13 protein-coding genes are annotated in these 12,699 nt (G+C 46.6%); 7 read left to right on the top strand and 6 right to left on the bottom strand.

Going from position 1 to position 12,699, the window contains the following annotated elements:
- Positions 1 to 100: 100 nt before the first annotated feature.
- The 7 genes from AC07VD_RS04030 to licH all read left to right on the top strand — a co-directional run bounded on the left by AC07VD_RS04030 (position 101) and on the right by licH (position 6,452).
- The gene (locus tag AC07VD_RS04030; protein ID WP_029318640.1) at positions 101 to 691 is read left to right on the top strand and encodes a DNA-3-methyladenine glycosylase; all 591 of its coding nucleotides are present in this window, start codon (positions 101 to 103) and stop codon (positions 689 to 691) included.
- Positions 692 to 752: 61 nt separating this feature from the next.
- Entirely contained in the window at positions 753 to 878 is a 126-nt protein-coding gene (gene yxzF, locus AC07VD_RS04025) for a small protein YxzF (RefSeq protein WP_003218759.1), read from the top strand.
- A gap of 161 nt (positions 879 to 1,039) precedes the next feature.
- Positions 1,040 to 2,965: a transcriptional regulator LicR gene (licR, locus tag AC07VD_RS04020; RefSeq protein WP_217017276.1), complete on the top strand. Its 1,926-nt coding sequence runs from the start codon at positions 1,040 to 1,042 to the stop codon at positions 2,963 to 2,965.
- Between the two features lie 128 nt (positions 2,966 to 3,093).
- A complete protein-coding gene (gene licB, locus AC07VD_RS04015) occupies positions 3,094 to 3,402 on the top strand; it encodes a PTS lichenan transporter subunit IIB (RefSeq protein ID WP_003218755.1) in 309 nt (102 codons plus the stop codon).
- Positions 3,403 to 3,417: 15 nt separating this feature from the next.
- On the top strand, positions 3,418 to 4,776 hold the full coding sequence (gene licC / locus AC07VD_RS04010; protein ID WP_014481302.1) for a PTS lichenan transporter subunit IIC: 1,359 nt from the start codon (positions 3,418 to 3,420) through the stop codon (positions 4,774 to 4,776).
- Between the two features lie 18 nt (positions 4,777 to 4,794).
- Complete coding sequence (gene licA, locus AC07VD_RS04005; RefSeq protein ID WP_003227313.1) at positions 4,795 to 5,127, top strand: PTS lichenan transporter subunit IIA; 333 nt, start codon at positions 4,795 to 4,797, stop codon at positions 5,125 to 5,127.
- A complete protein-coding gene (licH, locus tag AC07VD_RS04000) occupies positions 5,124 to 6,452 on the top strand; it encodes a 6-phospho-beta-glucosidase LicH (RefSeq protein ID WP_003244285.1) in 1,329 nt (442 codons plus the stop codon). Before licA ends, licH begins: the two co-directional genes overlap by 4 nt.
- 33 nt (positions 6,453 to 6,485) lie before the next feature.
- Here the strand turns inward: licH and AC07VD_RS03995 are convergent, their stop codons facing one another.
- From AC07VD_RS03995 to dltA, 6 genes are all read right to left on the bottom strand, one after another.
- Positions 6,486 to 7,577, bottom strand: a complete 1,092-nt coding sequence (locus AC07VD_RS03995; protein WP_003244231.1) for a branched-chain amino acid aminotransferase — start codon at positions 7,575 to 7,577, stop codon at positions 6,486 to 6,488.
- Positions 7,578 to 7,717: 140 nt separating this feature from the next.
- Positions 7,718 to 8,476, bottom strand: a complete 759-nt coding sequence (locus tag AC07VD_RS03990) for an SDR family oxidoreductase (RefSeq protein ID WP_041850366.1) — start codon at positions 8,474 to 8,476, stop codon at positions 7,718 to 7,720.
- A 90-nt stretch (positions 8,477 to 8,566) separates the two neighbouring features.
- On the bottom strand, positions 8,567 to 9,745 hold the full coding sequence (gene dltD, locus AC07VD_RS03985) for a D-alanyl-lipoteichoic acid biosynthesis protein DltD (protein ID WP_144500462.1): 1,179 nt from the start codon (positions 9,743 to 9,745) through the stop codon (positions 8,567 to 8,569).
- Positions 9,745 to 9,981, bottom strand: coding sequence for a D-alanine--poly(phosphoribitol) ligase subunit 2 (gene dltC, locus AC07VD_RS03980; protein WP_003227325.1), 237 nt, complete (start codon positions 9,979 to 9,981; stop codon positions 9,745 to 9,747). Before dltC ends, dltD begins: the two co-directional genes overlap by 1 nt.
- 16 nt (positions 9,982 to 9,997) lie before the next feature.
- Complete coding sequence (dltB, locus tag AC07VD_RS03975; RefSeq protein ID WP_003227327.1) at positions 9,998 to 11,185, bottom strand: D-alanyl-lipoteichoic acid biosynthesis protein DltB; 1,188 nt, start codon at positions 11,183 to 11,185, stop codon at positions 9,998 to 10,000.
- Complete coding sequence (dltA, locus tag AC07VD_RS03970; RefSeq protein ID WP_217017274.1) at positions 11,182 to 12,693, bottom strand: D-alanine--poly(phosphoribitol) ligase subunit DltA; 1,512 nt, start codon at positions 12,691 to 12,693, stop codon at positions 11,182 to 11,184. The genes dltB and dltA overlap by 4 nt, the downstream gene beginning before the upstream one ends.
- Positions 12,694 to 12,699 lie beyond the last annotated feature (6 nt).

Raw genomic sequence — 12,699 nt, 5'->3', positions numbered from 1 at the left:
CAATATTCCCTGAATGGAAAGATTTTAAAACAGCCGTTTTTTTTGATCTGCTTCGGGAATGGTACAATGTACAAAAATCGGTAAAAGGAGAGGTCGATTCGTGACGAGAGAAAAAAATCCGCTGCCCATCACGTTTTATCAAAAAACCGCTCTTGAGCTTGCCCCATCGCTTCTGGGCTGCCTTCTTGTAAAAGAAACAGACGAAGGTATAGCCTCAGGCTATATTGTGGAAACAGAGGCCTATATGGGGGCTGGAGACAGAGCGGCCCACAGCTTTAACAACCGCCGAACGAAGCGGACTGAGATCATGTTTGCAGAAGCTGGGCGGGTATATACATATGTGATGCACACCCATACATTGCTGAATGTCGTTGCCGCGGAAGAGGATGTTCCGCAAGCGGTATTAATCAGGGCGATTGAGCCGCATGAAGGCCAGCTGTTAATGGAGGAGAGAAGGCCGGGCAGGAGTCCGAGGGAATGGACAAACGGACCCGGAAAGCTGACGAAAGCGCTTGGCGTTACGATGAATGACTACGGACGCTGGATCACGGAACAGCCGCTTTACATCGAAAGCGGGTACACACCGGAAGCAATTTCAACCGGCCCGCGCATCGGCATTGACAACAGCGGGGAGGCACGCGATTATCCATGGCGTTTCTGGGTGACGGGAAACAGGTACGTGTCGCGTTAGCATGTTTAAGGAAGAGGCAATCAGGGGAATGGTTGAGAAAAAAGAAGGGAGAATCGGAGCTTTGAAAAAGATGATCAAAACCGTTATCAAATGGGCGCCGGTCATTTACCCGATTGTTCGAAAAATCATGAAGGACCGCAAGGCGTCTAAACAAAAGAATATGTCCGCATCTAGAACAGCCGGCTGACCCCGGCTGTTTTTTATAGGTCAGTTTTCCCTCTAGTCCTCCGGATGCTCATTGACTTGCCATTCTCTCCATTATAGAATTTATATACATTTCGCATCCCTTCATCATCCTTTCTGCCTATTCACTGAATCCCTGCATCTACTAGATAGGAGGTTTTTCTCATGCTTCATGGGCGACTTCGTGATATTCTGCGCTTGCTGATGGCGGCTGAAGCCCCGGTGACAAGTTCGTTTTTTGCCGCGCAATTAAACGTAACGACGCGGACAGTCCGCAATGATATAAAGGAACTGCAAGGTGTGCTAAGCGGCCACGGTGCCTTTGTACAATCTGTAAGAGGCTCCGGCTACAAGCTCCGCATTGATGACGAGCAAGTATTCAGAACACTGCTGCAAGATGTATTTCAGCAAAAAAAGGGCCTGCCGGTATTGCCGGAGGAGAGAATGGCCTATCTTATGAAACGTCTGCTGCTGGCGGACCATTATCTCAAGCTCGATGAACTTGCTGAAGAACTATTTATCTCAAAATCTACACTCCAAACGGATTTAAAGGAAGTAAAGAAACGTCTGCTGCCTTACCGCATCGTCATGGAAACACGTCCGAATTACGGCTTCAAGCTGCGCGGGAACGAGGTGCAGATGAGGTACTGCATGGCGGAGTACATTGTTGATGAAAGAGAAACGGAGATAGATGTTTTAAATGAAAAGGCTGATATTTTGCCAAAAGAAGAAATTGAGATCATCCGTTCCGCCATCTTGAAAAAAATGAAAAACGACCGCATCCCTCTGTCCAACATGGGACTGAATAACCTCATTATCCATATCGCTATCGCCTGTAAACGGATCAGAACGGAAAACTATGTTTCTCTTTTCCCGAAAGATATGGATCATATCCTGCATCAAAAGGAGTACCAGGCTGCAGAAGCCATCGTAAAAGAGCTGGAATCAGCGCTTGCCGTTACGTTTCCGAAAGACGAGACGGCCTACATCACCATGCATCTCCTTGGCACAAAACGAATGACACAATCACAATGCGGAGAGGACACATTTTCAATAGAAGAGGAAACCGATCAGCTGACACTTGCCATGATCAAAGCTGTTGATCGTGAACTGAAGCTTGGCATCCTGCATGACAAAGAGCTGAAAATCGGCTTGGCCCTGCATATGAAGCCGGCGATCAGCCGCAACCGATACGGCATGAATCTTCGAAATCCGATGCTGGCAGCGATCAAGGAACATTATCCACTCGCTTTTGAAGCCGGGATCATTGCCGGAATCGTGATAAAGGAACAAACGGGTATTGAGATTCATGAAAACGAAATTGGATATTTGGCTCTCCACTTTGGCGCCGCGATTGAACGAAAAAAAACAGAAAGTCCGCCGAAACGCTGTATCATTGTATGCGCATCGGGTGCCGGAAGCGCCCAGCTTCTGCGCGAAAAACTGCGTTCCCATTTCGGCAAGCGGCTCGATATTCTTGGAACGGCTGAATATTATAGTCTTGATCAAATGTCCTACGAATCAATTGATTTTGTCATCAGCACCATTCCGATTAAAAAAGAGCTCCCTGTACCAGTACTGAAGGTTAACACCATCTTAGGCGGAACTGACTTTACAAAAATAGAATCTATTCTGAGTGATGAAAAGGAAAAAGCCAATCGCTACCTAAAAAAAGAACTCGTTTTTTTTCAGGAGGATCTGCGCTCAAAAGAAGAAGTGATTCAATTTTTAGGGCAGAAAGCGGTCGAATGCGGCTTTGCCGATGAAGAAATCATAGATTCCATTTTTGAAAGAGAAGACATGTCGCCAACGTGTTTTGGCAATCTAGTTGCCATCCCGCACCCGCTTGTTCCGCAGACGAAAACAACGTTTTGGGCTGTTTGTACGCTCAAAAAACCGATCGATTGGGAGCGTCAGCGAGTTCAATTTGTCTGCCTGCTTTGTGTCGAAAAGGAGAACAAAGCGGATTTGCAAAGCATGTATAAACTGCTTGGCAGCATTTTGGATGACCCGGCGGCGGTGAACCAGCTGGTCAAATGCCGTTCGTATCAAGAGCTTTCGGATGTGTTTGACCAAAAAATGCTGAGCTGACAGCCTGTATATACCTTTTTTCCGTTGCCTGCGGAAAAACCCTGAGTGTTTATGAAAGCGATTTCATAATATGATGATAGCAACAGCAGGATATTACAAAATTGATCAAACTCTAGGGGGTCTTTTACATGAATATATTACTCGTTTGTGCAGCAGGCATGTCTACTAGCTTACTGGTGAGCAAGATGGAAAAAAGTGCGCAGGAACAGGGAAAAGACTATACCATTTGGGCAGTTTCAGGCGATTCTGTACAAAATCATATCGATAAAGCGGATGTATTGCTTCTCGGTCCGCAAGTCCGTTACATGCTTCCGCAGCTCAAAAAATTAGGAGAGTCAAAGGGGGTTCCGGTAGACGTCATTAATACCGTCCATTATGGCACGTGCAATGGGGCGGAAGTGCTGAAATCAGCTGAACAGCTTGGACATGTGTCATAGAGAGGGGCGGGCTATGTGAATAAAGTCAATCAGATCTTAGAAGAAAAGGTCATGCCTATAGCGGGAAGAATTGCGGGACAGCGTCATTTGCAGGCGCTGCGTGATGGTATCATCCTCACGATGCCCCTGATTATCATCGGTTCCTTTTTCCTCATCATTGGCAACCTCCCGATCCCGGGATACGCTGAGTTTATGGCAAAAACGTTTGGCAGCTCCTGGTCTGAAAAACTGGCCTACCCAGTCGACGCGACCTTTGAAATTATGGGTCTTGTCGCCGCGTTCGGCATCGCCTACCGGCTCGCCGAGAAATACGGCGTTGATGCCTTGTCGGCCGGAGCCATTTCCCTTGCGGCATTTTTATTAGCAACACCTTATCAAGTGCCGTTTATGCCGGATGGCGCGACGAAAGAAATCATGGTTGGCGGCGGGATTCCGCTTTCGCTCATGGGAAGCAAAGGCCTGTTTGTCGCCATGATTATCGCAATGGTGTCCACAGAGATTTACCGCCTCATTATCCAGCGCAATTTAGTCTTCAAAATGCCGGACGGTGTTCCGCCGGCGGTAAGCAAGTCATTTGTCGCGTTAATCCCCGGCTTTGCCGTCATCTTCCTGATTTGGGCAGCCCGGCTGATTGTTGAAGCGACACCGTTTGAAAGCCTTCATAATATTGTAAGCGTTTTATTGGGGACTCCGCTTTCCATTCTGGGAGGAAGCCTTGGAGGAAGCCTTGTCGCCGAAGCCGTCAAAATGCTTTTATGGGCCTGCGGCCTTCACGGTGCAAACATTGTCGGCGGCGTCATGGCACCGATTTGGTACGGCGCAATGGATGCCAACCGGATCGCATTCCAAGCCGGTGAGGAGCTTCCTAAGATTTTCACCCAGCAATTTTTCGATATCTGGGTCAATATCGGCGGAAGCGGCGCCACATTGGCACTGGTTGTCACGATGTTCCTGCGCGCCCGAAGCAAACAAATGAAGCAGCTCGGCAAGCTTGCGGTCGGCCCGGCCATCTTCAATATTAACGAACCGATTATATTCGGAATGCCGATCGTCATGAACCCAATGCTCTTACTTCCGTTTATCATCACGCCGCTTGTCACAGTGACACTCACGTACATCGGAATGAGCACCGGCCTTGTCGCCAAACCGGCGGGTATCGCAGTGCCGTGGACCATGCCGCCGATCTTTTCAGGCTATTTGGCGACTGGAGGAAAAGTCTCAGGCGCGGTCATGCAAGCCATTAATATTGCCGTGTCCTTTGTTGTCTACTATCCATTCTTCAGAATGTGGGATAAGCAGAAGCTGAAAGAAGAAAACGATCTGGAGCTGGTCAAAACGCCTGCAGCATCAGATGACAAAGAAGCGGCTCTGTAGAGAAAGGAAGTGAATCGCGTGAATGAGGAAATGGAACAAATCATTTTTCAAATCATCCTTCACGGAGGAAACGGTAGAAGCTCCGCAATGGAGGCCATTGCCGCTGCGAAAAGCGGTGACGCAGAAGAAGCGCGGAAAAAGCTTCAAGACGCTGCTGAAGAATTGTCAAAAGCCCATCATTATCAGACAGAGCTGATCCAAAATGAAGCGGGCGGAGAAAAGACGGAAATGACGCTTCTGATGGTTCATGCACAGGATCATTTAATGAATGCAATGACAGTGAAGGATATGGCTGCAGAGATCATTGAGTTATATGAAAAAATCACCGAGCAAAGGGGAGCAAGCATATGACAAAAGGATTGAAGATTGTAACGATTGGTGGAGGTTCAAGCTATACGCCCGAGCTAGTGGAGGGGTTCATTAAACGGTATGATGAGCTGCCTGTCCGTGAATTATGGCTTGTCGATATCCCCGAGGGCGAAGAAAAGCTGAATATTGTCGGCACACTCGCCAAACGGATGGTTGAAAAAGCTGGCGTCCCGATTGACATTCATCTTACGCTCGACCGGAGAAAAGCGCTGAAAGACGCAGACTTTGTCACGACCCAATTCCGCGTCGGACTTTTGCAGGCAAGAGCAAAGGATGAGCGCATTCCGCTAAAATATGGTGTAATTGGCCAGGAAACAAACGGCCCGGGAGGCCTGTTTAAAGGATTGCGCACAATTCCGGTCATCCTTGAGATCGCAAAGGACATAGAAGAGCTTTGCCCGAACGCTTGGCTTGTTAACTTCACAAACCCTGCCGGCATGGTAACAGAAGCCTTGCTTCGCTACTCCAACCTGAAGAAAGTCGTCGGTCTCTGTAATGTTCCAATCGGCATCAAAATGGGCGTAGCCAAAGCGCTTGATGTAGATGTGGACCGCGTAGAAGTCCAATTCGCCGGACTGAACCATATGGTATTTGGGCTGGATGTTTTCTTGGACGGCGTAAGTGTGAAGGAGCAAGTCATCGAGGCGATGGGCGACCCGAAAAACGCGATGACAATGAAAAATATCTCAGGCGCCGAATGGGAACCGGATTTCTTAAAAGCGCTCAATGTAATCCCTTGCGGCTATCACCGTTACTATTTCAAAACAAAAGAGATGCTGGAGCACGAACTGGAAGCATCACAAACGGAGGGCACCCGCGCTGAAGTCGTGCAGAAGGTCGAAAAAGAGCTGTTCGAGCTTTATAAAGATCCAAACCTTGCGATTAAACCGCCGCAGCTGGAAAAACGGGGCGGAGCTTACTACAGTGATGCAGCATGTAACTTAATCAGCTCCATTTATAATGATAAACATGACATTCAGCCGGTGAACACAATCAATAATGGTGCAATAGCGAGCATTCCAGACGATTCCGCAGTTGAAGTGAACTGTGTGATGACGAAAACTGGCCCTAAGCCAATTGCTGTCGGCGACTTGCCGGTGTCTGTCCGCGGCCTCGTCCAGCAAATCAAATCCTTTGAACGTGTCGCGGCAGAAGCGGCAGTTACAGGTGACTACCAAACTGCACTCCTTGCCATGACGATTAACCCGCTTGTCCCGTCCGATACTGTGGCCAAACAGATTTTAGACGAAATGCTGGAGGCGCACAAAGCGTATCTGCCGCAGTTTTTCAACAAAATTGAAGCGTAAAAAAAGCCGGCCTGTAATGGGCCGGCTTTTTTCTTATTTGCTTTCAGTCAGCGCTGCGACTTCGGTCGTCCATCCGAATTCGTCTGCGACAGCGCCTTTTTGAATGCCTGTAATCGTGTCATATAGTTTTTTTGCGATTTCCCCTGTTTCACCGTTGTTGATCGAAAGTGTTTCATCCTGCCAAATCAGCTCGCCGACTGGGGAAATAACAGCTGCTGTACCAGTTCCGAAGGCTTCTTCCAGGATGCCGTCTTTATGGGCTTGGATGACCTCATCGATCGCAATTTTTCGTTCTGAAACTTGAAGGCCCCAATGCTTAAGCAAGGCGATGACTGAATTGCGCGTAATGCCTTCCAGGATGCTTCCGTTCAGCATCGGCGTTACGATTTCACCGTTGATTTTGAAGAAGATGTTCATGCTTCCGACTTCTTCGATGTATTTCTTCTCAATGCCGTCCAGCCAAAGCACTTGGGAAAATCCTTTCTCTTCGGCTACCTGCTGCGCTTTTAAGCTTGAAGCATAGTTTCCTGCGGTTTTGGCATTTCCTGTTCCGCCTTTTACCGCACGGACAAATTCACTTTCAACAGCGATTTTGACCGGCTTAATGCCTTCTTTGTAATAAGAGCCGACCGGAGAAAGAATGATCAAGAGCTTATACGTATGAGATGCCGCAACACCAAGGAAAGGCTCGGTTGCGATGATGAACGGACGGATGTAAAGGGACGTGCCCTCCGCATTTGGAATCCAGTCTTTATCAATTGCGACAAGCTGCTTTAAGCCTTCAAGAACCTGTTCTTCATCAATTTGCGGGATGCAGAGGCGGTCGTTTGATTGATTCAGGCGTTCCATATTTTTTTCCGGTCTGAAAAGCAGAACATGGTCATCCTCTGACACGTAAGCCTTTAACCCTTCAAACACGGTTTGGCCGTAGTGATAGACCATTGCGGCCGGATCCATTGATAAGGGTTGATAAGGAATGATTCTTGGATCGTACCAACCTTTATCTGCCGCATAGTCCATTACAAACATGTGGTCTGTAAACACTCTTCCGAACGAAAGCTGATTTGGGTCTGGTTTCGGTTTTTTTGTTGATGTCAATTCAACGCGAATCGTTTGTTTAGTCATGGTCAATCTCCCTGCTGTTAAATTGTTTATATTATCAAACTTATTTGAAAATAATTATATTCTATTGTATACCTTCAACAAATAATCGCAATAGGTTTGCTCAAATTTGTAAGAAATTCATATGAAAAAAGCAGGAGAAATTAATTCTCCTGCGTGTTCATATGCTCGAATAACCTGTCATAATCGGCGCGAGTGGCATCCCGAAGACCTTCAACACGTTCATTTGTAATCTCCTGTTTGCCTTCCTTCAAGCCGTCCAAGAAATATTGAACATATTCTTCAGATGAAATGCCCCGGTACGTCAGGCCTTGTTTATCGCGTGATTTTTGGTTTAAGCCCGTGTCCACCATAGGCGGTGCCATTTCAATCACTTCCACGCTCGTGTCGCGGAGCTGGTGTCTGAGCGTAAGCGAGAACGAGTGAAGTGCTGCTTTTGTTGCGCAGTACACCGGATAAACAGCTAACGGGTTAAACGCAAGCCCGGATGTGACCTGAACGATTGCCGCTTCAGGCTGCTTCATCAAATGAGGTGTGAAAAGGGCGGATAAATGGACAGGCGCTTGGAAATTAAGTTCAATTTCATCACCGTCCACAAAAAGATCCTCTGTCCCTTTTTTAAAGTCAATTTCCTTTTGAATGCCGGCGTTGTTGACGAGGACATTCAAGTTCGGATATTCCTTTAAAGCCCATTCATACAATGCTTCCCGCTGCGAACGGTCTGCAACATCACATTGCTTTGTATGGATGTTTGGGAGCTGCTGCTTCGCTTCTGCAAGACGTGCTTCGCTGCGTCCGCAAATGATAACTTCATTGCCAATTTCCAGCAGGCGCTTGGCCAGTTCAAGCCCGATGCCAGCAGAACCCCCTGTGATTAAAACCGTATTGCCTGTCATCTTCATTGGATGTAACACCTCTTAATTAAGTTGGCTGTGATTCCTTTACTATTTCAAATCTTAGCAGGAAATATGCAGCCGCGTCCTATGAGATGCTCAGGATGAAGTGACTTTTCCGGTTTTATAAAATTCGTCAATTGCTTTATCGACATACACCCAGCCTTTCCAGCCGATGTGAATGGTGTCTTTCATGAAATACGGGTCATATTCATGCCCTGAGAAATCAGCAACCTGGAAGCCCTTCGCTCTGATTTGTTTATTTACCTTTTTGTAATAGTCAGTGCGTCCTTTTTTCGGGAAGCCCGTGTAATCGTACCATTTCCCGTTAACAGGAATGGTGACAAACATAGGCTCTGCGCCCGCATCCTTCAGGATATCGAGCATCATTTCAAAGTCGCCATATTCCGGTGACACCGCATACGATCTTCCTTTGTTTTTCCCTTTCAGCTTAGGCACTTTCGGCTTCAGCTTTTTATAGACAGGGTTGTCGATGTGAAAATCGTTAGAACCGGAGTGGCGTTTGCCCGATTGATCCGCTAGTTTATTCAATTCAGACCATGACTTATCCTTTACTGACTGCGAGATATAGCGCTTTGGCCCGGATGATTCTGTCGTTGAATAATACAGATCTTTCTTTTCCAGCATGCTGTAATACACTTTCGCCGCCGGCTTCAGCGCGTTCACTTTCCACGTCTGGCCGTTTACCATTGCTTTGTACAGCTCAGAAAGAATGGCATCGTTTTGCACAGCCTTAAAGCGCAGCATGCGTTTCATCATTTTCTTTTTAATTTCAGGGTCGATCTTATCGTTAAATGCTAAATCAAGCCCTTGCAGCGCAGAATAGTTCGGCGCGAAATGCTGTTCATCAGACCCGCGCTTAATAAACCATTGCGGAGACACGATGAATACGATTTTTTTGCCCTTCAGCTGATCCATATGGGCAGCGAAGTTTAAAGAATGAATCAATGACTGGGATCCGCCTTTGCCGACAAGGTATGGCGTGAATCCCTCATTGTTTACCTGAAAATAATTAGATGGGTGGAACTCGTCCAGCCGAGAAAGCTCAGAAGACCCGTAAATCGGAAGATATGTCGGATCTTTGAGCATCTGATCTTGTAAATATAGCCCTTGAAACATACTCGGATTCAAGGCTGTTGCTGACTCTTTCACACGCTTATCGGTGATGAAGCCTGTCAGCCATGAAGATGGAATTGCGATGGCGCCTGCGAATAGAATAAACGCCAAAATAATTGGACCGAAAAAACGCTTTTTCATTATTTCAACTCAGACAGCTGATTTACAATGTTGTTAGGTGTATTCCAAACGTCCCGGTCAAATTCAGTGATCGGCACTAAAATATCAAAACGGTTTTCAATCGCAAGCAGCAATTCTACTGTTCCAAAAGAATCAAGCAAACCTTCTTCAAAAATTTCAATATCAGGATTTTCCTTTACGATGTCATCCTGGCAAACCTCTGCTAAAACGTCTAATACCTCTTGTTTAAAATCCATAGCTTTCTAATCTCCTTTAATGGTGGTGATGAAATGGTTTTCCTGAGAAAATATAAAACCCGAAGCAAACGAAATGGAATGTGATCACAATAGCGAGAATGGTTGTCCAGCGGTTGGACGGCAGCCATTTATATTTCTTATTCCACTTCTCAAAAAAGTTGTAACATGTCATCAGCACGGCGTGATAAAGGCCGTAGATGATATATTGCGGCGCGAGCCCGTGCCAAACCCCCATCAGCATAAACAGCAGGAAATACCCGATGTTAGAGACGGCCATACGGTTTTTGATCCACTTTTTCTTAGTCATCCAAAATACGAATCTCATAAACACATAATCTCTGAACCAAAATGACAGAGACATATGCCAGCGATTCCAGAAATCTTTAATATTTTTACTGATAAATGGTTTATTAAAGTTTTCTGGTGATTTAATGCCCATAATGTAGCTGACCCCGACGGCAAACATCGTGTAGCCGGCGAAATCAAAGAATAAATACATGCTGTAGCCATACATGTACAGCAGGTTCCCAAGAATCTTATTGTGCGTGATTGCGGGAAGATTCATGATGAAGTACGTATTGATCGCGTAGCCGATAATAAATTTATACAGGAAACCGATGAAGATTTTATGGATTCCCGTATACAACAGGTCGGCGTATTCTTCTTTCGTCCAAGCCTTCTGTTCATCCTTGACGAACCGGCGGTATCTGTCGATCGGGCCGGAGGAAATCGTCGGGAAAAACAGGATGAAATACAGCAGGCGGTGCAATGGCAGCTGTTCTTTCAGCAGTCCGTCTCTTGCTTCCATAATCAGCTGAACGCCTTTAAAGGTTAAATATGAAATCCCTAAAAAGCTGATCAGGTTATGCGGCGGATGATGCGGCTGCGGGTGTGAAAGAAACGGCCATATTTTTGACAGAAATAAAGGCAGAATAGACGCGATAACAGCTCCGCAAAAGACAAAGCCGCTGTTCGCTTTCTGCCGGTATGCCAGATAGCCGCTGATCAGGAGCACCTGCCATATTGTAAACAGGCACAGCGCGATGACCCCGTGTAAGTCGTGCGAAAAAATTAAAGCCAATATAATGATAGATATGAACATGTTGTATGCTTGAAATCTTTTTCCGTTTAAGCCGAGAATGATCGTCGGCAGAAGAAGAATGCCAAGCAGTATAAAGAATAAAAACGAGCTGTAAGGCGTCATACAAGAACCTCTTCGCCAATGCGTTTTCGGTCAATTTTGCCGTTAGCCGTCATTTGAATGTGATCCTGATAGATAAATTTTCTCGGGATCATATATGCCGGAAGAGAAGCGGCAAGCTCTTTTTTAATAGCGCTTGTCAGCTGGAATTCCTTCTCGAACTCATGCTCCTCAGGCACAATAGCAGCGATCAGGTACTCAACTGTTCCGTTTGGCTGATAAGGAATCACGACAGCAGAACGAACGTACTGTGACTGTCTGACATGGAACTCGATTTCCTCCAGCTCCATTCGATAGCCGTGAAGTTTAATCTGAAAATCCAAACGTCCTTGGCAGAAAATCTGACCGTCTTGAATAAAGCCGGCATCGCCAGTTCGGTATGCCCACTGGCCTTCATGAGAGAAAAACGCTTTTTCCGTCAGCTCTGGCTCACCAAGGTAGCCTCGGCTTACACTCGGCCCTGCAATGACGATTTCTCCTTTTTCTCCATCAGGAAGCGGCTGTCCCTCTTCATCCATAATAAAAATGTTCATATCTGGTTTGGCGAAGCCCACTGGAAGCGATTCGCTGCGGCTGATGACGTCATCCGTAATTTCAACCGATGTGACAGCCACTGTCGCTTCAGTCGGGCCGTACGTATTAAAAATCTTCGCTTTCGGAAAACGCTCAAGCAGCGCTTTTGCCACAGAAACCGGAAGAACCTCTCCGCAAAACATAAATGTGTCCGCATGAGGCAGCAGATCCTGTGAAAAACCCGGATCCATCAGGCACATTTGAACAAAGGAAGGTGTTGATGTCCACACATTCAGCCCGGACTTCTTCAGCTCTTCAAATAAGACTTTCGGCTTGTTCACAGCATCCTTTGTCACGCAATGTAAAGTCCCGCCTGATTGAAGGCACGGATATAGGTCCATGACAGACAAATCAAATGAGAACGGTGCTTGGTTTAAAAATATTTTTCCTCCGCTGACTGGAAAGTCTGCACAAATCCAGTCTGTGAAGCTTTGAAGATTCGCAGCGGAAATCTGCACGCCTTTCGGATTTCCTGTGCTCCCGGAAGTGTAAATGATATAAAACGTTTCGTGTTCCTTAACCCATTGATCTTGGCTGACAGAGCCGCCTTCGTTTTCCAGCAGTTCTTCCGCAGAAACTGTCTGAATCTGCTGGCCGACTGCATCAATTGAGAGTCCTGCTGCATGGATCAGCAATTCTGCTCCAGAGCTTTCGATAATTTTCGCAATCCGTTCAGGCGGAATAGACAGGTCAACCGGAATATAAGGATGTCCCGCTTTGACACTTCCCAAAAAGGAAACAAGCATGTGCGGCTCCATGTGGCCGTACACAAGGATAGGAGATTTCTTTTCCCCAGAAATGCGTTTTTGGATCGCGGCAGCCGCGCGGTCAGACTGCTCCCATAATTCCTGATACGTGAGCGACTGGCCTTGAGAGCGGAAGGCATCGGTTTGCGGATAAGTTTCCGCATGTGTTTGAATAGCATGTAAAAGTTTCATAGTTAT

This window comes from Bacillus sp. GW821-FHT01G09, from assembly GCF_059422205.1.
The sequence above is the reverse complement of the archived record's forward strand: the minus strand, read 5'-3'. Positions and strand labels throughout refer to the sequence as shown.

What these genes read in the sequence shown, in the direction of transcription:
- dltC (WP_003227325.1), bottom strand. Translation starts at nt 9,981, where the DNA reads ATGGATTTTAAACAAGAGGTATTAGACGTTTTAGCAGAGGTTTGCCAG.
- AC07VD_RS03990 (WP_041850366.1), bottom strand. Translation starts at nt 8,476, where the DNA reads ATGAAGATGACAGGCAATACGGTTTTAATCACAGGGGGTTCTGCTGGC.
- dltB (WP_003227327.1), bottom strand. Translation starts at nt 11,185, where the DNA reads ATGACGCCTTACAGCTCGTTTTTATTCTTTATACTGCTTGGCATTCTT.
- licH (WP_003244285.1), top strand. Translation starts at nt 5,124, where the DNA reads ATGACAAAAGGATTGAAGATTGTAACGATTGGTGGAGGTTCAAGCTAT.
- dltD (WP_144500462.1), bottom strand. Translation starts at nt 9,745, where the DNA reads ATGAAAAAGCGTTTTTTCGGTCCAATTATTTTGGCGTTTATTCTATTC.
- licB (WP_003218755.1), top strand. Translation starts at nt 3,094, where the DNA reads ATGAATATATTACTCGTTTGTGCAGCAGGCATGTCTACTAGCTTACTG.
- dltA (WP_217017274.1), bottom strand. Translation starts at nt 12,693, where the DNA reads ATGAAACTTTTACATGCTATTCAAACACATGCGGAAACTTATCCGCAA.
- licR (WP_217017276.1), top strand. Translation starts at nt 1,040, where the DNA reads ATGCTTCATGGGCGACTTCGTGATATTCTGCGCTTGCTGATGGCGGCT.
- AC07VD_RS03995 (WP_003244231.1), bottom strand. Translation starts at nt 7,577, where the DNA reads ATGACTAAACAAACGATTCGCGTTGAATTGACATCAACAAAAAAACCG.